Origin of the sequence: Malaciobacter marinus, assembly GCF_003544855.1 — a bacterium.
GTDB lineage: Bacteria > Campylobacterota > Campylobacteria > Campylobacterales > Arcobacteraceae > Malaciobacter > Malaciobacter marinus.
Genome location: NZ_CP032101.1, coordinates 610,516 through 632,870 on the forward strand (window position 1 = coordinate 610,516; position 22,355 = coordinate 632,870).

Annotated in this window: 23 protein-coding genes and 1 pseudogene; 4 read left to right on the forward strand and 20 right to left on the reverse strand. The window is 25.8% G+C overall.

Annotation, left to right across the window (positions count from 1 at the left end):
• Nucleotides 1-31: 31 nt before the first annotated feature.
• The 4 genes from AMRN_RS02980 to AMRN_RS02995 form a co-directional block, all read right to left on the reverse strand.
• Complete coding sequence (locus tag AMRN_RS02980) at nucleotides 32-1,153, reverse strand: HNH endonuclease signature motif containing protein (protein WP_099312185.1); 1,122 nt, start codon at nucleotides 1,151-1,153, stop codon at nucleotides 32-34.
• Nucleotides 1,154-1,871: 718 nt separating this feature from the next.
• Entirely contained in the window at nucleotides 1,872-2,252 is a 381-nt protein-coding gene (locus AMRN_RS02985; protein WP_099312187.1) for a response regulator, read from the reverse strand.
• The gene (locus AMRN_RS02990; RefSeq protein WP_133116780.1) at nucleotides 2,249-3,658 is read right to left on the reverse strand and encodes a hypothetical protein; all 1,410 of its coding nucleotides are present in this window, start codon (nucleotides 3,656-3,658) and stop codon (nucleotides 2,249-2,251) included. The genes AMRN_RS02985 and AMRN_RS02990 overlap by 4 nt, the downstream gene beginning before the upstream one ends.
• A 248-nt stretch (nucleotides 3,659-3,906) precedes the next feature.
• A complete protein-coding gene (locus AMRN_RS02995; RefSeq protein WP_118897355.1) occupies nucleotides 3,907-4,605 on the reverse strand; it encodes a hypothetical protein in 699 nt (232 codons plus the stop codon).
• Nucleotides 4,606-5,042: 437 nt separating this feature from the next.
• On the opposite strand from AMRN_RS02995, the pseudogene AMRN_RS03000 reads away from it, so the two are divergent.
• A pseudogene (locus AMRN_RS03000) lies at nucleotides 5,043-5,246 on the forward strand (hypothetical protein); the annotation flags it as partial.
• An 18-nt stretch (nucleotides 5,247-5,264) separates the two neighbouring features.
• Here the strand turns inward: AMRN_RS03000 and AMRN_RS03005 are convergent.
• The 9 genes from AMRN_RS03005 to AMRN_RS03040 all read right to left on the reverse strand — a co-directional run bounded on the left by AMRN_RS03005 (nucleotide 5,265) and on the right by AMRN_RS03040 (nucleotide 11,590).
• On the reverse strand, nucleotides 5,265-5,774 hold the full coding sequence (locus tag AMRN_RS03005; RefSeq protein ID WP_099312193.1) for an HPP family protein: 510 nt from the start codon (nucleotides 5,772-5,774) through the stop codon (nucleotides 5,265-5,267).
• A 51-nt stretch (nucleotides 5,775-5,825) separates the two neighbouring features.
• Nucleotides 5,826-6,377, reverse strand: coding sequence for a TetR/AcrR family transcriptional regulator (locus AMRN_RS03010; RefSeq protein WP_099312195.1), 552 nt, complete (start codon nucleotides 6,375-6,377; stop codon nucleotides 5,826-5,828).
• Nucleotides 6,378-6,435: 58 nt separating this feature from the next.
• Nucleotides 6,436-7,242 (reverse strand): DnaJ domain-containing protein, encoded by an 807-nt coding sequence (locus tag AMRN_RS03015; RefSeq protein WP_099312196.1) that lies wholly within the window; start codon nucleotides 7,240-7,242, stop codon nucleotides 6,436-6,438.
• An 85-nt stretch (nucleotides 7,243-7,327) separates the two neighbouring features.
• Entirely contained in the window at nucleotides 7,328-8,638 is a 1,311-nt protein-coding gene (locus tag AMRN_RS03020; RefSeq protein WP_099312198.1) for an MFS transporter, read from the reverse strand.
• Nucleotide 8,639: 1 nt separating this feature from the next.
• Nucleotides 8,640-8,789: a protein YpmT gene (gene ypmT / locus AMRN_RS14415; RefSeq protein ID WP_474064773.1), complete on the reverse strand. Its 150-nt coding sequence runs from the start codon at nucleotides 8,787-8,789 to the stop codon at nucleotides 8,640-8,642.
• Between the two features lies 1 nt (nucleotide 8,790).
• A complete protein-coding gene (gene hisA, locus AMRN_RS03025) occupies nucleotides 8,791-9,498 on the reverse strand; it encodes a 1-(5-phosphoribosyl)-5-[(5-phosphoribosylamino)methylideneamino]imidazole-4-carboxamide isomerase (RefSeq protein WP_099312200.1) in 708 nt (235 codons plus the stop codon).
• A 24-nt stretch (nucleotides 9,499-9,522) separates the two neighbouring features.
• Nucleotides 9,523-10,362, reverse strand: a complete 840-nt coding sequence (locus AMRN_RS03030; RefSeq protein WP_099312202.1) for a TIGR01777 family oxidoreductase — start codon at nucleotides 10,360-10,362, stop codon at nucleotides 9,523-9,525.
• 13 nt (nucleotides 10,363-10,375) lie between these two features.
• Nucleotides 10,376-10,987: an imidazole glycerol phosphate synthase subunit HisH gene (gene hisH / locus AMRN_RS03035; protein WP_099312204.1), complete on the reverse strand. Its 612-nt coding sequence runs from the start codon at nucleotides 10,985-10,987 to the stop codon at nucleotides 10,376-10,378.
• Between the two features lie 30 nt (nucleotides 10,988-11,017).
• Nucleotides 11,018-11,590: a ComF family protein gene (locus tag AMRN_RS03040; RefSeq protein ID WP_099312206.1), complete on the reverse strand. Its 573-nt coding sequence runs from the start codon at nucleotides 11,588-11,590 to the stop codon at nucleotides 11,018-11,020.
• 97 nt (nucleotides 11,591-11,687) lie between these two features.
• Here AMRN_RS03040 and AMRN_RS03045 point away from each other — a divergent pair, with 97 nt between their 5' ends.
• Complete coding sequence (locus AMRN_RS03045) at nucleotides 11,688-12,239, forward strand: YceI family protein (RefSeq protein WP_228150851.1); 552 nt, start codon at nucleotides 11,688-11,690, stop codon at nucleotides 12,237-12,239.
• Between the two features lie 123 nt (nucleotides 12,240-12,362).
• Nucleotides 12,363-13,580, forward strand: a complete 1,218-nt coding sequence (locus AMRN_RS03050; protein ID WP_118897356.1) for a porin family protein — start codon at nucleotides 12,363-12,365, stop codon at nucleotides 13,578-13,580.
• 72 nt (nucleotides 13,581-13,652) lie between these two features.
• On the opposite strand, the gene lepA is transcribed toward AMRN_RS03050, so the two are convergent.
• The 7 genes from lepA to AMRN_RS03085 form a co-directional block, all read right to left on the reverse strand.
• Nucleotides 13,653-15,440, reverse strand: coding sequence for a translation elongation factor 4 (gene lepA / locus AMRN_RS03055; RefSeq protein WP_099310118.1), 1,788 nt, complete (start codon nucleotides 15,438-15,440; stop codon nucleotides 13,653-13,655).
• 113 nt (nucleotides 15,441-15,553) lie between these two features.
• Nucleotides 15,554-16,585, reverse strand: coding sequence for an OmpA family protein (locus tag AMRN_RS03060; RefSeq protein ID WP_099310119.1), 1,032 nt, complete (start codon nucleotides 16,583-16,585; stop codon nucleotides 15,554-15,556).
• A gap of 77 nt (nucleotides 16,586-16,662) precedes the next feature.
• Nucleotides 16,663-17,595, reverse strand: a complete 933-nt coding sequence (locus AMRN_RS03065; protein ID WP_099310120.1) for a ribose-phosphate pyrophosphokinase — start codon at nucleotides 17,593-17,595, stop codon at nucleotides 16,663-16,665.
• Nucleotides 17,596-17,787: 192 nt separating this feature from the next.
• The gene (gene mnmA / locus AMRN_RS03070) at nucleotides 17,788-18,822 is read right to left on the reverse strand and encodes a tRNA 2-thiouridine(34) synthase MnmA (RefSeq protein ID WP_099310121.1); all 1,035 of its coding nucleotides are present in this window, start codon (nucleotides 18,820-18,822) and stop codon (nucleotides 17,788-17,790) included.
• Between the two features lie 247 nt (nucleotides 18,823-19,069).
• Complete coding sequence (gene mnmA, locus AMRN_RS03075; protein WP_099310122.1) at nucleotides 19,070-20,167, reverse strand: tRNA 2-thiouridine(34) synthase MnmA; 1,098 nt, start codon at nucleotides 20,165-20,167, stop codon at nucleotides 19,070-19,072.
• Nucleotides 20,168-20,233: 66 nt separating this feature from the next.
• Nucleotides 20,234-20,728, reverse strand: a complete 495-nt coding sequence (folK, locus tag AMRN_RS03080; RefSeq protein ID WP_099310123.1) for a 2-amino-4-hydroxy-6-hydroxymethyldihydropteridine diphosphokinase — start codon at nucleotides 20,726-20,728, stop codon at nucleotides 20,234-20,236.
• A 56-nt stretch (nucleotides 20,729-20,784) separates the two neighbouring features.
• A complete protein-coding gene (locus AMRN_RS03085; RefSeq protein ID WP_079577317.1) occupies nucleotides 20,785-21,810 on the reverse strand; it encodes a M24 family metallopeptidase in 1,026 nt (341 codons plus the stop codon).
• A 66-nt stretch (nucleotides 21,811-21,876) separates the two neighbouring features.
• Between AMRN_RS03085 and aroQ the strand changes: the two genes are divergently transcribed.
• Nucleotides 21,877-22,350, forward strand: a complete 474-nt coding sequence (gene aroQ / locus AMRN_RS03090; RefSeq protein ID WP_079577318.1) for a type II 3-dehydroquinate dehydratase — start codon at nucleotides 21,877-21,879, stop codon at nucleotides 22,348-22,350.
• Nucleotides 22,351-22,355: the final 5 nt, after the last annotated feature.

The window sequence follows — 22,355 nt, forward strand, 5'->3', positions numbered from 1 at the left end:
TTTATTTATAATTCCTTTTAAATAAAATATATTAAAATTCAATAATACTATTACTTTCCATTCCTATAAAATATATTCTACAAACTACATTATAGTTTTGGTTATCTTTCTGTATTGATTTGATTTTTAGCATTACTTCTCCATCAAAGCCACTAGGTAATAAATATGTACTAGCAGAATTGCCCAAATAGTAAAAACTATTATATTCAAATACAAAATTAAAATTTTGTATTTTAAAAGTTCCCTTCATATCTTTTAAAGGATTGTTTATAGATTTTGTATATTTTATATTTCCTTTAAATAAAAGTAGTGCTTCTTTACGGTGTAAATTTTCTAGTTCTTTTATTGATTTTAATTTATGTAATAAAGGAAGTTGAAGTTTACTTAAAATAGAACCTACCATTGATTCCAAATATTCTCTTATATTTAGTTGTGTATTCATTCCACCTTTAATATCATTAAAAAATTTTCTATTTGTATTCCATAATATAAGATTATTGTTAGTAAAAGCTCCTTTCGGGTTTATATAACCTTTTGTCAAAAGATCTTCAAAATTTTTTAATTTAGCCATTTTACATATATCATTACCAAATAGTGAATAAAAAGTTTTTAATATATGTTCTATATTTACATACCATAGTCCGCCATCCTTATAGTTTAAATTACCAAATGTGAATTTATCTCTTAATTCTATAACTTTTTCATAATGTCTTTTTCTTGCGTCTTTTATATATTTTTCAGATAAAGTTTTTGCAAGTCTATGCGTTGTATGTGCATCATTATGATGATTTGGACAAAGTAGTACTAAATTATCAATATCATGGCTTTTACTTCTATGCCATTCTTTGATGTGGTGTATAACAAAACTTGTAGAATTACAAATAATACACTGATACATTGATTTATAAAATAAATCTTTTATTGTTTCATCTGGAATAGGTGGACGGGATGTTTTTCTTTTAATAATTTCAACGGTCTCCTTATTAAGATTATAATCTTCAAAAAGTCTCTTTTTTCCATATTGTTTAATTTTTGAAATAGTTAATTGTTTACTGATTCTTTCAGCTAAATTATTTTCTATCCCAAAATTAGAAATTAATTTTTTTTGAGTGTTGTTCATGATGTCATTTCCTAATAATAATTGAATATGCATTGTATCTATTAATAAAATATTCTGCAAGCATATCTAATAGATAGAGATAGATCATATAAACATCAAAAAAATAGATGGATTAACATAAATGAGTTAAATAGAAATAAATACTAAAATAATAAGAGCAAAAAAAAATATAATTGTAAAAAAGTTTACTTAAATATATAGTTTAGCTTGGCAAAGAAATAAATGAAGTCGAGTACATGATTATTTGCCATTTATACAAATTATAAGAGGTTAAAAATATTATATGATTTTCAAAAGTTGAAAACTGTTTTGTAAATAATACAATTTCGAGGTAATGGAGTATATAAATCATGTGTTTTTGATTTATATTTTTAATAAGTAAAGAAGTAAACTTGGATGAAGAATATGATGATATTCATCATATAAAAGAGCAAATAAAGATGCTTCTATAGCTCATGTGAATGCAAATCAAAAGAGCATCATAAATTAGTTCATGAGGGCAAAAAATGGTTTTTCAACCTCTAATAGTTTGGAGCTTCATTGTACTGATATAGGAGAGAAAACTAATTAAAAAGTATATAAAGTTATGTAAATTTGAATGGTATTTATTATCTTGAATATAAAATCATATTATTTAAGAACATTTATTTTCTATAGTATAAAATAGATTGAATTTTTTGTATCAAGTTGTATATTTAAAGTGGATAAACGAAATAAATTTTAACATATTTAATTAATATTAGAGAAAATATTATGTTAAAAACTTTTTTGTGCCATTAAAAATTTCTTTATAATTAATTGGTTTTTGTAAGATAGGTATAAAATTATAACTTTTTTCATCAAGCTTTTTTCTAACTTGACTTGAACCAGTAATAATAATTGTTCTTCTTAAAACTTCAGGTTTATATTCTTTTATATCATCAATAATACCAAATCCATCTTTTGCACTTTTTACAGATAAATCAATATCAATTATGATTAATTTATAATCATCAACATTTGTTATATCTCCAAAATCTTGTGAGTTTGTGTAATATTTTATTTCCAATTCATTGTTATAATATTTTAAATTAAAAATTTTAAAAGAGTTTTCAACTTCACTAATTTCATTTTCAAAAACTAATATTTTCACTTTTCTTCTCCTTGAAAAACTAATTTAGTAATATAGTATTTCTTATCCTCATTTAAACTTAATCCTACATCAATATTCAATTGTAAAGATAAATCCTTAATATGAGATAAACCAAAGTTATTTCTTCTATTAATTTCTAATCTTTCATTATTGTTAAAATTTTCAATAGTTTTTAATAAAATTATTTTTTGATCATTATAGTTTTTAATATTATTTTTAATAGTAATTGTTAATGGTTTATTGAAATCAAATTCTATTGATTGATAGCCATTTGAATATTTTTTCATATTTGTTAATAAGTCAATAAATATGAATTCAATTATTTCATCATTACTTTCAACTTTTCTATTAAAGTTTTCATCACAAGTATTTATAAAAATTATATTAGATTCATTGAATTCTTGTATCCAAAGTCTCTTTATTAACATGAATATATATTTATATTTTAAATTTCTTGTTGTTGTAGGTATAAATGGATTAGCTCCTTTATCTAGCAATTTATTCATTTTATTAGAAATATTTTCTAATGATGATTTTGCTTTTTTTCTTTCATCTCTTATAATCTCTTTAATTTTTTTATCGTCAATAGTTTTAAATTTATTATTATCATAATCTTCACTACTTTGAATAAAGTTTTTAATTGTAGATAATTTATTTGAAAAGAAATGAGTAGAGTTCATTACTTCAAGAACATAATGTTGCTTATTTGATAATCTTTCAGTATGTCTAGTTTTTTCTTTTGCTAATATATTTTCTTGTTCTATAATCTTAGTGACTTTTTCAAATAAAAGTCTAGACAATTCATAGAGATAAAATTTTTTATACATACTTATCTTTAATTCATTATAGGGGACTAGACATAAAAAATAATACTCCCCAGCACTAATTGTAATAACACTAAGATATTTTTTTTCATTAATTTCTATAGGTATATTATTGAAATTTTTTCTTTCTTTATTAAGTAATGTTAAGTCTAATTTAAATTCATATATAAAAGAAGATGAGTTTATTAAATTTAGTTGATTTTTATCTTTTTTAAAACAACTTATTTGCTCTATTTTTACATTTGAAAAATCTGAAAATCTATTCATGATTAAATTATATATCTCATTGATTTGAGAATTATTAGATTTTTTTGAAATTAAATTATCTATTTCTTTATATACTTTGAATATTTTATGAAATAAATTTGATCTTGTTAATTCAAAAGTAGTAATAACTATTAAGAAAGTAATCACTAAGAATATATATATAAACTTATTTAAATCAAATGTATTTGAAGTTATAAATAGTATTAAGAACATAAAAATAGTAAAAATATATAAAAATAAATTATTTCTTTTCTTCCCCGTATGATTAGGTGAATTAAATATTGGTAGTAAAAGCATCATAAAATTCTCAATCAAAAAAATATCTTTTTCAAAGAGTATCAGAAATATAAATATAAAATCGTTTAATGTTCTTAAATAGGGTTGATTTCTTTTTACTAATTGAAAGTATGCAAATATATATATAATTGTTATAGCAATATAAATCCCATAATGAAAAGTATTTGGATTTATTGTAAGTATAAAGATAGAATAAAGTATTATAACTATCCTATATAGTAAAGATGAAAGTGCTTTGTGTACAAAATCTACTGAATTAAAATATGTCATATTGAATTAATCTTTTTTGAAATTTCTTTTACTAAAAAATATGTTATTAGAACATAAAAATATAATTTGATACTACCAATTAAAAACAATTCATATATAGTTTTTAATTGAGTATCCTCAAAGCTAAAAAGTATATATAGTATATTTATAAAATAATTAATTCCTCTATCTCCAACAAAGTCAACAATCTTAAATGGAAACTTTTCAGGGGAAAATGAATTTAAATTAAACCAAACGATAGCAAAAAATATTAATGACACTATTAATGTATAAAGTAAATTACTTAAATTTTTTGTTGATAATTTTATTAAGTATGAAAAATATTTTTTTTCTTCTTTCAAAGATTTAATTTCTAAATCTTTTTTATAGTTTTCATAAATAGATATTTCTTCAATTAAGAATTCTTTATTTAAAAGTCTAATAAAATAATTGACTAATGGTATTTTCTGTTCAATTGGAACAAGCTCTATTTTTTTTAATACTTTATCAAATACAATTTCATCATAGGTAAAGTTTTTATTTTGGTTAACTTTTATATAAAGATATAACCATTTTTTTATATCTTTATACAATAATTTTCTATAGTTTTCATAATCAGATTCTAAAGTTATTATATTTTCTAATAAACTAAATTTTTCATTATTGTCATTAGAATTCTTCATATTTTTAATCATATTTTCTAAAAGTTCTTCCATAGACAAAAGTTATCCTTAATATTATTTAATTAGGATGATTACATAATAATTATTGTTAAAAATGTTTTTAAAGTTAATAGTTGCAAGCAAGTTAACAGAAAGATTATGTAAATCAATTAAATATGAATTTATGGATAAATAAATGAACTTTACAGAAAAATATATTAAGTATTAAGAGGATTCAGGTAAAAAACATATAAGTGTAAAATAGTTTATAATACATAGTTATTCTTTAGAATGGTAAATAAATAGAAAAGGAAAAGTGCATAATAGATTACGAAAAAGTTGTAAAATCCTTATGAGGTAATGGAAGTTGTGATTTGGCTAAAAAAATGGTTTTCAATTTATACAAGTTTAGTTGTGAAAAAATTGTTAGATTTAATTTCATGTTTTCTACAGTCACCTAAAAAAAGCATTTTCTAAAAGATAAATGAACTTGTGATGATGTTCATCATATAAAAGAGCAAGCACGAGCAAACAAAGATGGCTTTATAGGTCATATGAATGCAAATCATAAGTATAATCTAATTCCTTTATGTAAAGAGTATCATAAATTAGTTCATGAGGGTAAAATCAACATAAATGGTTTTGTAGCAACTTCAAATGGTTTGGAGCTTCATTATACAAGTTTAGAAGAGTAAAGAAAAATATCTTTACTCTTATATCCAATAGTTTGGATAGACTCTTTTTTTGTGTAAATTATTATAAAAAACACCAACTAAAATTATAATAGCAGCTCCTAAAGCTGTTGGAAAAAATAGAAAATTCCAAGATGAACCCATTATAAATACAATAACTGGATTTGAACCTGCTGGGGGATGAACTGTTCTTGTTAATAACATTACTGCAATAGCTAAAGCTAAAGCAAGAGCTAAACTCCACCAATAATCACCAACAAAATGAAAAAAGAATAGTCCCATAAATGTTGATATAACATGACCAAAAAAGATATTTCTTGGTTGTGAAAAAGGACTATCGCTAAATCCAAATAGCAAAACACAAGTAGCTCCAAATGAACCCATGATAAATATGTTTTCATAACTATTTGTAAGATAAGCAACAACAGATATTGCAATAAATGCACCAATAAAAGCAAAGGCAACTTCAATAGCATTTGCTTTTGGTGGAAGCTTTGCATTATTTCCTTTTATTTTTTTTATGTAATTCATAAACTCTCCTTAATCAAACAAACGATTGTTTGGTAATATAGGCAAAAAAATTTAAACTTTAGTTAATAGGTTTTTTCCTATTTTTAAAAGTCTTTTTTTATTGTTTGTTAGATTGAACATAATAATAGAACCTTGTAAAGAACAAATATATTCATATGCTAAATCTTGTGCTTCATTTTTAGGGTATTTTTCTTCTAAAATTTTAGCTAAACAATCTTCCCAAGTTTTAAAATAATCTATTATAACTGTTTTGTATGCTTCATTTTGATTAGAAACTTCAGTTGCTAAATTTGCTAGTAAACAACCTCCATTACTATTTAAAAAGTATTCATCAGTTTTTTTAACTATTTTTTTTAACTTTTCTTTTGTAAGTAGTGTTTCATCTTTTATTGAAAAAATATTTTTATCAAAGTATTCACTTATATATTTAAGTGCTTCAAGTCCTATCTCATCTTTATTTTTAAAATGATGATAGATACTTCCTTTTATTAATCCACATTCATCTGCAATATTTGCCATTGAAGTATGATTAAAGCCTTGAGTTTTAAAAAGATTAATTGCTTTGTTTAGTATCTCTTCTTTTGATGTTTTTTTTATTGCCATACTTTTCCCAAACGATAGTTTGATAAAATTGTATCATTTATTTCTTTTAATGTCAAAATTAATTTTTATTTTCATCTTTTATAACTTGATAAGCTTGGTTTATCTTTTGTGTTTTTGCTGTTGCTTCTTCCATGTAGCTTTCATCTTTATCTTGTGAACTTATAATATCTGGATGGTATTTTCTAATTAATTTTCTATATGCTTTTTTTATAGTGTTCATATCATCACTTTGTTTTACTTCTAAAATCTCATAAGCTTCTTGCAAACTCATTGTTTCTTGCTTATTTTTCATCATATTTTCAAACTTATTTACAATCTCATCATATACGCTAGGTTCTATATTTAACTCTTGCATAATTTCATGTAAAACTTTTTTTTCATCTTGACTAATTCCACTATCTATATAAGCTAATTGAATTAAAAAACTCAAAAACTGTTTACGCTTAATAATACTACGACCTAATATTTTATTTAAAGCTTGAGCGATTTCTTTAGTATTTCCTTCTTTTTGTTTTTCTTCATTGAAAATCTCTTTCATTATAGCTCTTGCTTTTTCTTTTTCATTGAAAATTTTAGAGATATCATCAAACATCATACTAATTAGTTGTGCTTCAAGTTCTTGTACTCTTCCATCTGCTTTAGCAACTTTAGCAACAAGGGCAACAAAAAGTCCTAGTTGACTTTTTTCAAAAGACTCTTTTGATTTTACTAGCTTGTTTAACTCTCTTTTAGCATAAAATCTATATAGTTTAAATGCTATATATAAAGAAGCAATAATTGAAAGTGTTATAACTATATTTACTATAAATGCATAATAAAAGATTACTAAAAAGATTGTTAAATATATCCATTTTTTTAATTTCATTATTTATCCATTTTAAATTTAATTTTTAAGATTATATCTTTTTAACCTTATATTGTAGAAAATCTATTTATATTTTATTTGAGTCTTAATCTTCTTGTACTTCAGGAAGTTTATTTGCAAGATATATTGCTATAACTCCAATAATAGATAACAACAAAATGATTCCGCTAACTCCAATAAGTGAGCTTAATGTTCCAATCAATCCACTAAGTAGTAAAATAAAACCTATTAGTGTATTACTTACAGCTACATAATCAGTTCTTTTATTTCCTTGGGCCAAATCAACAATATAAGTTTTTCTTCCTATTCTTATACCTTGATAACCAATACTTAAAATAAAATAGATAATAGGCATAATCCAAATAATTGAAAAAAGTTCATCATAGAAAAAGTCTATAAAAACAACTACAAAACCAACACTTGTGGCAATAGTTGCTCCTATAATCATAACTTTTTTACTTGAAATATCAGAAAACTTACCCCAAAAATTTGCAGATAATAAATCAGCTAATCCACTAGAGAGTATAAAAAGACCTAATAAATAAGAGTTTGATTCAGAGTTTTGTTGAGCAATTATTACAAAAAATGGTGCAGATAATACAGAACATAAAAATAAAGCTCTTGTAATTACAAATAGTCTAAAAGGCTTATCTGTTTTTAAAATACCTAGTTTTGAAATAGCAACTTTAAAAGCATTTCCTCCACCATCTGTTTCTCCTTCAAACTCTTTTATTAAAGCATAAACAATAGCTGCAAAAATCCAAAATAAGCCAGCAATTGAAAGAAGAATACTAAAGTTTTGTGATGAAAAAGGTTTTTCTCCATTTAGCAAAAAGTATACACCCAAAACAACAACTAAAAGACCAGCAAGCATTGCTGAAAGACCATTTAAAGCTCCACGCCTTGTTTTAGGAATAGTTTTTCCTAAAACATCTTTTGCAGCAACTGAACATAATCCCCTTGCTAAACTCATACCAACAAGAAGAGCAATAATTGCAAGACCTGCACTTAAACCTTGCATATTCCAAGCAACAATTGCAATACCAAACATACAAAGAGCTTGAAGTAAAGAGCCTAAAGACCAAATCCATTTTCTAATAGGTAGTTTTCTAATATATGCTGCAATAAATAGTTGAGGTAAGAGTGAACCTGACTCTTTAATTGGAACTAAAAAGCTTATTAAATATAAAGGAGCGCCAATACTTTGCATTATCCAAGGAAGTATAACTTTTGTATTAGCAACAGCATCTGCTAGTTTACTAAAAAAATAACTAATTATTGTAAGAAAAAAGTTACCAGGAACTACTTTACAAGCACTTTCATCAATTGCTTTACATACTCTTGCATCTTCTTCATTTGCAAGTTTTGAGTATAAGTTATCAATCTTTTTTTTCAAGCTATTGCCTTTTTGATTTTATGAAATTTCTTATTAATAAAATAGAAAAAAGTAGGGCAATCCCTAGATTTATATAAAAGCCTTGCATATTAGAATCTTCATAAAAAGTGTAGGCTAATGCATAAAATACTAGGGATATAATTAAGCACATATTATAATATTTTAAAAGCTTCTTCTAAATCTAAACTACCTTCATAAAAGGCTTTTCCTACAATAACACCAGCAATATTACCATTGTTTTTGCAGTTTATAATATCAGAAATATCTTTTACTCCACCACTAGCAATAGTATCTACTTTACTAGCAAGTGCAATATCTTGTGTAAACTCTACATTTACTCCACAAAGCATACCATCTTTTGAAATATCTGTACAAATAATAGCTTCAACTCCAGCACTTGCAAACTCATTTGCTAAATCTGTTGCTTTCATATTAGATACTTCTGCCCAACCCTCAACTGCAACCATTCCATCTTTTGCATCAATTCCAACTGCAATATTATATTTTGAAGCCATATCTTTAACAAATTGAGGATTTTTTACAGCAATAGAACCTAAAATTAATCTATCAACTCCAAGCTCTACATACATTTTGATAGTCTCTTCATCTCTAATTCCACCACCAAGTTCAATCTTTAAGTTGCAATTTTCTCTAATTTTTTTAATTTGTTCTAAATTGGCAGGTTTTCCAGCAAAGGCTCCATTTAAATCAACAATATGAACCCATTTACTTCCAAGTTCTTCAAACCTTTTTGCCACTTGCCAAGGCTCATCTGAATAGATTTTTGCACTATCCATAAGCCCTTTACTCAATCTTACAGCTTTCCCATCTTTTAAATCAATCGCTGGTAATATATCCATATTAATTTTTTCTCCCTTTTTTAATTAAACCAAACTATCTACTGTTTCTTGTATATCTTTATATTTAAACTCAAATCCTAAATCTAATAATTTTTTAGGTACTGCATCTTGTCCATCTGTAAGTACTTTTGCACCTTCACTAAAAATCAATCTTAATGCAAACTCTGGAACTGGAAAAATTGTAGGCTTTTTAAGTGCTTTACCTAAAGCTCTTGTTAGACCTAAATTTGTTGTAGGTTTTGGTGCTGTTAGGTTAAATGTTGATGTTAAGTTATTGTCAATTACAAATTTATAAGCATTTAGTAAATCATCAATATGAATAAAAGAGAAAGCTTGTTTCCCACTTCCTATTATTCCACCAAGACCAAGTTTAAAAGGAGTTAGCATTTTTGCAAAAGCTCCTCCTTTTTTACCTAATACTATACCAAATCTAAAAATCGATACATTTGTTTGAGCTTTATGTGCTTCTTCTTCCCATCTTTGACAAAGTTTTGATAAAAAATCATCTGAGTATTTGCCATCTTCTGCATAAGTGTCTTTATTATCATAAATTCCAACAGCAGAAGTTGAAATAAGTAATTCAGGTTTTGTTTCTACACTATTTATAGCTTCTACTAAATTTGAAGTAGTATTTATTCTACTTGAATAAAGTAGTTCCTTATACTCTTTTGTCCATCTATTTATGATATTTGCACCTGCTAAATTTATAACTATATTGCTTGATGATACTATATTTTGAAGTTCTTGTTTATTATTTAAAACTTCTCTATTTATAGCAACTACTTTATAACCTTGTTTTTCAAAGAAGTTTCTAAGGGAAGTTCCTACAAACCCACTTGCACCTGTTATTGCTATAGTTTTCATAATATCTCCTTTATTATAATTTTATATTTATAAAGTTTTCAAGAATTTTTAATCCATTATCATGAGATTTTTCAGGGTGAGGCTGAAAACCAAAGATATTATCTTTATTAACAGCACTTGCAAACTCATATCCATAAGTTGTCTTACCTATGATATTTTCTTCACTTGTAACTGCATGATAAGAGTGTACAAAGTAAAGATAAGGGTTTTTTAAACCTTCAAAAAGTTTGTGTTGCTTATTTTCAATAGTGTTCCATCCCATATGTGGGATTTTGAAATCTTCATGCATTTTAGATTTGTCAAATTTTTCAATTTTTCCTTTGATTAACCCTAAACCCTCAGTGTGTCCAAACTCTTGTGAACTTTCAAAAAGTAGTTGCATCCCAAGACAAATTCCAATCATTGGTTTTCCACTTTTTGCAAACTCCATTACAGCCTCTTTCATGCCAGTTGAGTTTAGATGTTCCATAGCATCACCATAAGCACCTACTCCTGGCAAGATGATTCTACTAAAGTTTTTTAACTTTTCTGGGTCTTTTATAATCGATGCTTTAGTATCCAAAAGATGGCAAGCATTATATACACTTGCAAGATTTCCCATATTATAATCAATAATTCCTATCACAATTTCGCCCTCTAAATAAAATAAATTATACTAAATTTTTGCATCAGCTAGGGTTAAAGAAAAGATAACTTGATTATTTTTTTTCTTTAAAACTTTTTTCGCTTCTAATATTGTAGCACCTGTTGTGATTAAATCATCACATATAATTGTTGTTTGATTATATAAATTTGATAGTTTGAAATTCCTTGGATTATCTTGTCTATATTTTAAATTTTTTCCTGCATATTTTACTTTATTTGTTGCTTTTAAACAGTTTGTTTTTGCTTGTATATATTTTGATTGTAGATGTTTAGTTAGTATTGCAGTATGTGAAAACTCATGTCTTGTATGATCATCAATTGGTATTGCATAAACTTTATATTTAAAATCAAAATTTTGTGCAAACTTTTTAAAAGATAAATTTGCTAATATATTATAAATTCTATCTCCATAAAAGTAGTATTTAGAGTTTAATAAATCTTCTATATCACTTAGAGCATAAAATGAGTAATTAAAAAAATTCTTATCAATTTCTCTTTTATGAAAAGATGGTTCAAGATATTTTTCTTGGCAACTTTTACAAATAATAAGAAAAGATAATTTTTCACATGATATACATCTCATATAAAATAATACTATAAATTATTTAAAATAATATTTAATTTATAATTATTATCTTAAATAAATATTAGATTTTATATGATAAATGAAAGGAGTTGTTATGAAAATAAAATTACTAATTGGTATCTTTTTCTTATTTGCATTTGTATCTTTAAATGCATATGAGTTAAATGGTGACTTAAAAGTGCAATGGACAGGATATAAAACAGAAAAGAAAGTTGGTGTATCTGGAACATTTAAAGATGTTAATTTACAGATAAAAAAAAGTGATAATTTTACTAAGTTTTTAAAAAGTGCAAAAGTAAAAATTGACTCTTTAAGTTTAGAATCTGGTTTGGAAGTTAGAAATAAAAGTATGGTAAATACGCTTTTTTCTTTAAAAAGTTCAGAAAAAATTCTTGCTTTTATTTCAGATGTTAATACAAATACTAAAAGTTTAACATTGAAATTAACTATGAATGAAGTAACAAAAACTGTTCCTATGAAATATGAAATAAAAGATAAAAAAGTTATAGCAAGTGGTGTGATTGATATTTTAGATTATAGTATGAGTGAATCTTTTGCAAAATTTGCTAAAGAGTGTTTTGATTTGCATAAGGGTAAAAGTTTTTCAGAAGTTACTATTGCTTTTGAGTTACCTTTTAAAAAGTAATATTTATAACAAGTAGTACTTTTGCTACTTGTTATTTGAAGTACAAATTAAACTCAATAATTTCAATAAAAGCTTCTTATAATATAATTAGTTTGTAAAAAGATATTAAATGAGGTGTTTAGTATGTATGTAATAAAGTTATTTATTTTTTTACAATTTTTATATGTATACTCTTATGGAATACAATTTGATTATATTAAACTTGAAAATATTGATAAAAATAATGCACTCTTAAAAGTAGAGAAAAAAAATAAACTTTACGAATATGTAATAGAATATAAATTAGAAAAAAATGGTTATCTTAATGATAATAAATTAAATACAAATTTTTATGATACAAGTTTTTACGATTTAAATAATGAAGATAAACAAAGTGTAACTTTTGCAAATAGTTTATATATAAATGATAATATTTGGTTAGATTTAAATTTTAATTATGAAGACTCATTAAAAAAAAGTATAGATAATTCAATAGGACTTTTTTCTGAAAATAAAATCTATAAGCAACAATCTTTAGCAAAGTTATATTTTAAACATAATTCTATAATGACTAGTAAACTTAGCTTTGAAAGTATAAATTCAAATTTAAATTCAAACATAAATATAGATACAAATGGGTATAGAAATCTTATTTTAAAAGATAAAAATAAAGTTAGCTTTGATACAAATTTAGGTTTTGATTCAATTGATGTTTATACTAAAATTTATCAAATAAATGATAATTATAATAAATTTTATAAAGATATTGATTCTGATTATATAAAAAATAAGAACAACATATCAAGAGGAATAGAATTAACATTTGAAAAAGATTTTTTTGAATCATATTTGATTAGTAGTACATTATTTAGAGAAAATAATTATTATGACTATATTTATAGAAAAAGTGATTCAAATAAAAAAGAAAAAATTGATAGTGAATCTCAAGGGATAAAAATCTCTATAATTAAAAGTTTTTATGATAATCTAAAATTAGCAATGTTAGCAATAATAAGCCACAATAAGATAAAAAATAGTAATAGAAAAGATTTGATTGGTAATAAGTTAAAAGATAAAGCAGAAAAACAATTAAACATGAATCTAGAATATAAAATAAAAAAGATTAAGTTATTTAGTAGATTAACTCATATGTCAAGTCGGTATGCAAATGAAAATAATAGTAAAAAACTAGATGTTTATACTATTGCTTCCATAGGAAGTTCTTATTATACAAAAGTAAAAGATAAAGATATAAAATTTAATTTTGATATAAAAAATATATTTAATAAAAAGTATTTTATTGATTCAGATACACATGGAGAGTCAAGAAGTTATTTTTTTAATATGATTATGAAATTTTAAAAACAAGTTCCAAGATTTAAATTTATATATTAATTACTTATATACAAATATTAAATCTTGAATTTACAAAATTTAGATTTTAAGAACAGCCATAAAAGCTTCTTGAGGTACATTAACCTTACCAATAGCTTTCATTCTTTTCTTACCAGCTTTTTGCTTTTCTAAAAGTTTTCTTTTTCTTGTAATATCACCACCATAACATTTTGCAGTAACATTTTTTCCCATTGATTTTACAGTCTCTCTTGCAATAATTGTTGTTCCTATACTTGCTTGAACAGCAACTTCAAATAATTGTCTTGGAATTAACTCTTTTAATGCTTTAATAAACTCTCTTCCTCTGGCTACTGCTTTATCTTCTGGTACAATAATAGAAAGTGCATCTACGATATCTCCTGCAACTCTTACATCAAGTTTTTTAAGATCACCTGGTCTAAAACCTATTGGTTCATAATCAAAAGAAGCATAACCTTTTGAAGTAGATTTTAATTTATCATAAAAATCCATTACTATTTCATTCATAGGAATATCATATTCAAGTAAAACTCTTTTACCTAAATAATCCATTTTTACTTGAATTCCTCTTTTTTCATTTACTAGTTTTATTACATTTCCTAAAAACTCATCAGGTACTAATATTGTTGCTTTTACATATGGTTCATAAATTGTTTCTATATAGTTTGGTTCTGGTAATTCTGATGGATTTTGAATTTCAATTCTCTCTCCATCTTTTTTCTCAATTTGATATACAACAGTTGGTGCAGTTGCGATTAAATCAAGATTGAATTCTCTCTCAAGTCTTTCTTTTATTACTTCCATATGAAGCATTCCTAAAAATCCTGTTCTAAAACCACTTCCTAAAGCAGCTGAACTTTCAGGTTCAAATGAAATAGAAGAGTCATTTAATTGTAATTTAATAAGGGCTTCTCTTAAATCTTCAAACTTATCAGTTTCAATTGGATAAAGTCCTGCAAAAACAAATGGTTTAACAGGCTCAAATCCAGCAATTGGCTTTAATGTTGGATTTTTAGCATCTGTCATTGTATCACCAACTGCAATTCCATCAAGAGTTTTAAGTCCAAGAACTACAATACCAATTTCACCTGTTTGTATTTCATTTGTTTTTTCTCTTTTTATTGGGTGAGGGTACATTAAATCAAGTACTGGATGTTCAACTTTTGTGTTCATCATCTTTAATACTTGACCTTTTTTAATACTTCCATCATAAACTCTTACAAGAGCTAGTGCACCAAGATAATTATCAAACCAAGAATCATAAATAAGTGCTTTAGTAGAAGCCTTTTCATCTCCATTTGGTGCAGGAACTCTTTCAACAATAGAATCAATTAACTCTTTTACTCCAAGACCTGTTTTTGCACTAATTAAATTATGCTCTGTACAATCTAAACCAATAGCTTCTTCTGTTTCTTCTAATACTCTATCAGGATCAGCTGAGGGTAAATCTATTTTGTTTACAACTGGAAGTAATTCTAAGTCATTATCAAGTGCAATATAAACATTTGCAATTGTTTGTGCTTCAACTCCTTGAGTTGAATCAACAATTAATAAAGCTCCCTCAGAAGAGGCTAAACTTCTACTAACTTCATATGAAAAATCAACATGCCCTGGAGTATCAATAAGATTTAGTACATATACTTCATTGTCTTTTACATACTTTAATCTAACACTTTGAGCTTTAATAGTAATACCACGTTCTTGTTCTATATCCATAGTGTCCATCATTTGAGCTGACAATTCTCTATTTGTAACAGCTCCACACTCTTGGATTATTCTATCAGCAAGTGTTGATTTTCCATGATCAATATGTGCAATAATACTAAAATTTCTAATGTTTTTTTGCAAAGTAGTATCCTATTTTATTATATTTTACGCGATTATATCTAAAATAATGTTATGTAGTTATTAAGTTATTGTAGTTATTAAAAGATAGGAGAACCTATCTTTTAATTATGTTTTTATTTTACGATTGTAGCTTCAACTCTTCTGTTTTTAGCTCTACCTTCTTTTGTTGCATTAGTTGCAAGAGGTTTAGACTCTCCATATCCATGCCATTTTAATCTTTTTGCATCAATATTATATGCTTTTAATGCATTAACTGTAGAAGCTGCTCTTCTTTCAGATAATTTTTGGTTATATTTTTCTGTACCAATTGAATCTGTATGTGCTTCAATTTTTGCTTTTGTTGATGGGAATGATTTCATAAATTCTGCAAATTTTTTAATTTTTGACTCATATGAATTGTTGATTTTTGCACTATCAAAAGCAAAGTTAATATTTAAATCTGTTTTTAAAGAACAACCTTTTTCATCTACAAAATCACCTTTTGGTGTATTTGCACATTGATCTTTTGAATCAATTACTCCGTCATTATCACTATCTAGTTCTACTTTTTTAGCTTGAACTTCTTTTTTAGGTTCAGGTTTAACTTCTTGTTTTACAGGTTCATGTTTTGTTACATTTGTAGCTTTTTTTCCAAAAGGAATTGCTAAACCAAAAGTATAAAGTAAGCTATTGTCTCCATGATCAGTTTCAATCATATGTCTTACATCTGTTTTAAATATTAAATCATCACTGATGTTATATCTTAAACCTACACCATAGTTTCCAAAAAATCCTGTTTCGTTTTTATATGCTTCATGACCAAAAACTTCAACACCCGCACCTATTAAAGTATATAGTGAAGTATTAGTTGTAAGATCATAATTTTTGATTACATTTGTAAAGATTCTTGAAATCGAAGTATCTCCACCTTTATCATAATCAACATCACCTAAACTTCTTAAAAAACCTAGTTCTATTTGATCAAACATGCTTTCTTCAAGATTAAATCCTAAACTTAATCCACCAACCCCATAGTGATCATCAAGAGTAGTATTACCCTCTGTTACAACACCACCAACTAATGGAGTTACTTCATATTTGTAAGAACTATCTGCTGCAAACATTAAGCTTGCACATAATACTGTTGATAATAGTACTTTCTTCATAATTATCCTTGTTTTATTGTTTTTTATATTATAATAGCTAAAACTTAATGACAAAGCATTTAATTGTTCATATTAACTTAATATTTAAAAATTGAATTAACAGATTCATTATTATGAATTCTTTTTATTGTTTCTCCAATTATCTCTGATGCAGTTAAAACTGTAATTTTATCTGACTTTTGTTTTGGAGGGATTGTATCTGAGACTACTAATTCATCTAAAACACCATTTTCAATTCTTTCATATGCTGGACCACTTAATACTCCATGTGTACAGCAAGCCATAACTGATGTTGCACCTCTTTTTTTAAGTGCCTCTGCTGCTTTAACTAATGTCCCAGCTGTATCAACCATGTCATCAACTAAAATTACATCTTTGCCATTTACATCACCAATAATATTCATAACTTCCGCAACATTGGCTTGTTCTCTTTTTTTATCTACAATTACTAAGTCATAGTCAAGTTTATTTGCATAACTTCTAGCTCTAGCAACACCACCAATATCTGGACTTGCAATAATTGGATTAGCTAATTTTTTAGATCTAATATAATCTACAAACATAATTGAACCAAATAAGTTGTCAACTGGAACATTAAAAAAACCTTGAATTTGTGCAGCATGTAAATCAATAGTAATTACTCTGTGTATTCCAGCTTTTTCTAATAAATCAGCAACTAACTTTGCAGAAATAGGAACTCTTGGAGCAGCTTTTCTATCTTGTCTTGCATAGCCATAGTATGGTATTACAGCTGAAATTGATTTTGCACTAGATCTTTTTAATGCATCAATCATAATTAATAATTCCATTAAGTTATCATTTGCAGGAGCACTTGTTGGTTGAATTATAAACACATCTTGCCCTCTTACACTTTCTGTAACTTGAACAGAAATTTCTCCATCGCTAAATTTATTTAATTTAGCTTCGCCAATTGGTTCTTTTAAATATTCTCCAACTTTCTTGGCAAAATCAGGATTAGCTGAGCCACTAAAAAGTTTAAAACATGACATTATTTTTTTCCTTGTGTTGAGTATTTGTTTATTGCGATTTTATCTAAATACTTCTTACATTGAATTTATATGTATAAATAAAAAAAAATTACTTATTGGAATTTTGAGATTAATGTCTTATTTTAAACTATTTTGTAGTTATTTTAAGTATAAATCCAAAAGAGGGTAATTTCTCTTTTGAATTTTAGTTTATTATTTAAAAGTGTTTGTAATCCAAGCACTACCAATAACTTTTTCATCTATGTAAAATACTGCTAATTGACCAGCTGCAACTCCAAATGCTGATTTTTTAAGCTTAATACTTGCCTTGTCATTTTTAATACTTACTTCACAAGGAAGTAAGTTACTTCTATATCTTAATTTAACAGTACATTTAAAGTTTGTATCTTCAATATACATATTTAAATTATTTGCTTCAACTATATTTATTTCTAGTGATTCTTTTTTCCCAACAATAATAGTATTATCTTTTGGATTTAAAGATTTTACAAAATGTGGTTCATGGGCACCATGAACAGTAAAACCTCTTCTTTTTCCAATGGTATAGTGCATATAACCTTTATGTGTTCCTACTTCATTTCCCTCTTCATCAAAAACAACACCTGGTTGATCTATATTTGCGTGTTTTTTAATAACATCAGTATAAACAGTATCAACAAAACAAATTTCTTGAGATTCATTTTTTTCTGTAATTCTTTTATACGAATCACCTAATTTTGAACCAAATTTTACAATGTCTTCTTTTTTATATGTACTCATTGGAAACATCATAAAAGGTAATGCTTCTTTTTCAACTTGTGAAAGGAAATAGCTTTGATCTTTTGTTTTATCATCAGCTTCATAAATAAATTCACCATCTGTTTTTGCATAATGCCCTGTTGCTAAATATGAAGCTTTGTGTTCTTTCGCAAAATCTAACATTTTTCCAAATTTGATTTGTCTATTGCATTTAACACATGGATTAGGTGTTGTGCCTTCTAAATATGAATTTACAAAATAGTCATAAACTTCTTTTGTAAAATCTTCAGCAATATCTAATATATGATATTTAATACCAAGAAATTTTGCAACATTTTCTATATCTTTGATATTTGATTCATGATATCCATCTGTTCTATTATGAAGTTTTAGATAAACACCTTCTACTTCATATCCCTCTTTTTGTAGCATATAAGCAGTAACTGATGAATCAATTCCTCCACTCATTCCAACCATTACTTTTTCCATATCTTACCTTTAAAAGTCTCTTTTTTAGAAACTATAGATTTAATAAAGGAATAATCACTAATTCTTTAATGCCCAATTTTATGAAGAAGCATATAGCTCTTCATATTTATAATTAATATGATATTTAATTTTTGGTTTTAGACGTATTTTGAAAGGATCGCTTTCTTCCATATATAAGTTATAATCTTTACATGAATTTATTAGAAGTTAATCTTGTAAAGATTATTAAAAAAGGGATTATAGCATATTAATTATAATCACTAATAAATCCACCACCTAAGCAATAATCACCATCATATAAAACAAGGCTTTGTCCTAAAGTTACAGCTCTTTGAGGATTATCAAACTCAACTACTACTTTTTTATCATCAGCTTGTGTTACTGTACAAGCTTGCTTTTGTTGACGATAACGAATTTGTGCCATTAGTTTATCTCCAACTTTTGGAGCAACTCCAAGTACCCAATGCATATGAGTAGCTTCAACACTTTTGTTCATAAGTAAAGGATGATTTGTATCTTGCACAATTGTTAAGGTATTGTTTTCAAGGTCTTTTTTTGCTACATACCAAGGTTTATGAATATGATTCTCACCTTCAGTCTCTTTAATACCTCCAACACCAATTCCTTTTCTTTGTCCAAGTGTGTAACAAATAAGGCCTTTGTGTTTTCCTATTACATTTTCATTTTCATCTATAATATCACCAGGAATTGCTTTTAAATGTTGTGTGATAAATTCATCAAATCTTTGATTCCCTATAAAACATATACCTGTACTATCTTTTTTATCACTTACTGGTAAATTGTGCTCTTTTGCTATTTCTCTTACTTCTTTTTTAGTTAAATCTGCAAGGGGAAACATAGCTTGTGATAATTGTTCACTTGATAATGCATGTAAAAAATAGCTTTGGTCTTTAGTATTATCTTTTGGTGTGTCTAAAACATAATGATCTTTATATTTAGCTATTTTAGCATAGTGTCCAGTAGCAATAAAATCTGCACCCATCTTTTTAGCTTCATTTAAAAATACATTGAATTTGATTTCACGATTACATAATATATCGGGATTTGGTGTAAGTCCTTTTTTTAGACCTTCTAAAAATACATCAAATACTTTAGTTTTATACTCTTCAACGAAATCTTTACCTTTTACTTCAATCCCTATTAATTCACCTACTTTTTTAGCATCTTCAAACTCTATACGATTAGGGCATTGACTACCTTTTATGCCATACTCCCAATTACGCATAAATAAGCCTTGTACTTCATAACCTTGCTTTTTTAATAGTAAAGCAGTAACTGATGAATCAACACCACCAGACATTCCTACAACTACTTTTTTTTTCATTTTATACCTTCTTTAAAATAATTGAACAAGAGGTGCTATTTTAAAACTTATAATTAACTCTATGCTCTATTTTGTTTTTAATTTATTCATATATTTTAAAGGAATAATCACTGATTCTCTGTTTGCCCAATCTTTGTGAGGAACAATAAGTTTTTGGGTATTAATTGTTTTATTATCAAAAAAGATAATATCAATATCCAAGGTTCTAGGCGCATCTTGAAAGGATCGCTTTCTTCCCAATCTTTTCTCTAACCGTTGCATATTTTTTAAAAAATCATTTGGTGCTAGGTTAGTTTTAAGTTCAATTATACCATTTAAAAAGTTATTTTGATTTAAAAAACCAAATGGTGGATTTAAAAGTAAAGGACTAGTCATTATTATATCAAATCTTGTATCAGCTTTTAAATATAAGAATAACTTATCAAATCTTTTTTTTACATTACCTATATTCCCCCCAATACCAATAGTAACAAGATATTTTTTGTCTGAATTAACCTTTTTATTGTATGGAAAATTACTTGTATAAAATAGTGTTAAATTATCATCTAATTTTTTTAACATTTTGCTCCTAAATATAAAATTGAGTAAAAAAGTCAAGTTTTTAAAAAACTTGATTTTTATAAAATTACTGCTTTTCCATCAATCATGGCAACAGTATCTTCTATTCTTACTCCAAACTCATTTGGCAAATAAATTCCAGGTTCAATAGTAAAGACCATATTATTTTCGATTATTGTATCTGCTTTTGATGTAATCATTGGAAATTCATGTATGTCAAGTCCTACTCCATGTCCAGTACTATGAACAAAATATTTCCCATAACCAGCTTTTGTTATTACATCTCTTGCTAATGCATCTATTTTAGAAGCTTTCATCCCAACTTTTGCATTTTTAATAGCAGTTTGTTGAGCTTTGTATACTAAATCATATATTTTTTGATGTTTTTTATTTTTGAATTTTTGTTCCCTTTTAAAATTAAAACTTTCAAAGTCCACATAAGAAGTACAAGTTCTATCTGAACAATACCTTTTATATTTTATTCCCGCATCAACTAAAAGCAAATCATGAAGTTTTAATCTTTTTTTAGTTGGTAGGGCATGAGGTTTTGCTGCATTTTCATTTATTGCAAGTATTGGTTCAAAACTTAAATTATATTTACCTTGTTGACTCATTTTTTCTATTGCTTTAAAATTTAAAAATTCTTCTTTTTGATTGTAAGCATTTTTTCTTATATACTTAGCAAGAGTTTTAAAACCTTCTCTTCCTAATTTAGCTGCTTTACTTAATATTGCAATTTCATCATCTGTTTTTATGATTCTTTTGAGTTTTGAAAAATTTGCTTCTTGAATAAACTCAATATCTAAATCTTGTACTAACTCAGAATATGCAAAATATGTAAAATCATTTGGATCAAATGTTAACTTTTTAATTTTGCTATCTTTTAAAAGAACTTTGGCAGTTTGGAATAAATCTCTTGATTCAACAACTGTACAATTGTAAGCATACTCTTTTGCTTCAAGTACATATCTAGCATCAGTTAGAAAAAACTTCTCACTTCCTAGACTTATAAAAATAACATTATCACATGAAAAACCGCACTCATAGTAGATTGCATTTTCATTTCTTAGTATATAATTTTTCATAACTCATCTTTCATTAACGTAAATTTTAATATAATCTTATCAAAATTTTATAAAAGGAAATATAATATGAAAATTGCAGTAATTCAAGGACCAAATTTAAATATGTTAGGTGTAAGAGAACAGCATATTTATGGACCTATGACTTTAGAGCAAATCCATGAGCAAATGAAATCAAGTGCTCAACAAAATAATGTAGAATTGGAATTTTTTCAATCAAACCTTGAGGGTGAGATAGTTGATAAGATACAAGAGTGTTTAGGAGAAGTTGATGGAATTATTATTAACCCAGCTGCATATTCTCACACTTCAATTGCAATCAAAGATGCTTTAAGCGCAGTTAGTTTGCCAGTTGTAGAAGTACACATTTCAAATATATATAAAAGAGAAGAGTTTAGACAAAAATCTATTACAGCTGGTGCATCAACAGGAGTTATTTCTGGGTTTGGACCATTTGGATATCATTTAGCATTAATTTCATTAATGCAAATTGTTTCAGAAGTAAAAGCAGTTCAAGAAGCAAATGACGCAAAAGAACAGTAATTATT

Excerpts from the sequence above, each read along its gene's own strand:
- AMRN_RS02980 (WP_099312185.1), bottom strand. The coding sequence starts at position 1,153 with ATGCATATTCAATTATTATTAGGAAATGACATCATGAACAACACTCAA.
- AMRN_RS02995 (WP_118897355.1), bottom strand. The coding sequence starts at position 4,605 with ATGGAAGAACTTTTAGAAAATATGATTAAAAATATGAAGAATTCTAAT.
- AMRN_RS03005 (WP_099312193.1), bottom strand. The coding sequence starts at position 5,774 with ATGAATTACATAAAAAAAATAAAAGGAAATAATGCAAAGCTTCCACCA.
- AMRN_RS03010 (WP_099312195.1), bottom strand. The coding sequence starts at position 6,377 with ATGGCAATAAAAAAAACATCAAAAGAAGAGATACTAAACAAAGCAATT.
- AMRN_RS03015 (WP_099312196.1), bottom strand. The coding sequence starts at position 7,242 with ATGAAATTAAAAAAATGGATATATTTAACAATCTTTTTAGTAATCTTT.
- ypmT (WP_474064773.1), bottom strand. The coding sequence starts at position 8,789 with ATGTGCTTAATTATATCCCTAGTATTTTATGCATTAGCCTACACTTTT.
- hisA (WP_099312200.1), bottom strand. The coding sequence starts at position 9,498 with ATGGATATATTACCAGCGATTGATTTAAAAGATGGGAAAGCTGTAAGA.
- AMRN_RS03030 (WP_099312202.1), bottom strand. The coding sequence starts at position 10,362 with ATGAAAACTATAGCAATAACAGGTGCAAGTGGGTTTGTAGGAACTTCC.
- AMRN_RS03040 (WP_099312206.1), bottom strand. The coding sequence starts at position 11,590 with ATGAGATGTATATCATGTGAAAAATTATCTTTTCTTATTATTTGTAAA.
- AMRN_RS03045 (WP_228150851.1), top strand. The coding sequence starts at position 11,688 with ATGAAAATAAAATTACTAATTGGTATCTTTTTCTTATTTGCATTTGTA.
- AMRN_RS03050 (WP_118897356.1), top strand. The coding sequence starts at position 12,363 with ATGTATGTAATAAAGTTATTTATTTTTTTACAATTTTTATATGTATAC.
- AMRN_RS03060 (WP_099310119.1), bottom strand. The coding sequence starts at position 16,585 with ATGAAGAAAGTACTATTATCAACAGTATTATGTGCAAGCTTAATGTTT.
- AMRN_RS03065 (WP_099310120.1), bottom strand. The coding sequence starts at position 17,595 with ATGTCATGTTTTAAACTTTTTAGTGGCTCAGCTAATCCTGATTTTGCC.
- mnmA (WP_099310121.1), bottom strand. The coding sequence starts at position 18,822 with ATGGAAAAAGTAATGGTTGGAATGAGTGGAGGAATTGATTCATCAGTT.
- mnmA (WP_099310122.1), bottom strand. The coding sequence starts at position 20,167 with ATGAAAAAAAAAGTAGTTGTAGGAATGTCTGGTGGTGTTGATTCATCA.
- folK (WP_099310123.1), bottom strand. The coding sequence starts at position 20,728 with ATGTTAAAAAAATTAGATGATAATTTAACACTATTTTATACAAGTAAT.
- AMRN_RS03085 (WP_079577317.1), bottom strand. The coding sequence starts at position 21,810 with ATGAAAAATTATATACTAAGAAATGAAAATGCAATCTACTATGAGTGC.
- aroQ (WP_079577318.1), top strand. The coding sequence starts at position 21,877 with ATGAAAATTGCAGTAATTCAAGGACCAAATTTAAATATGTTAGGTGTA.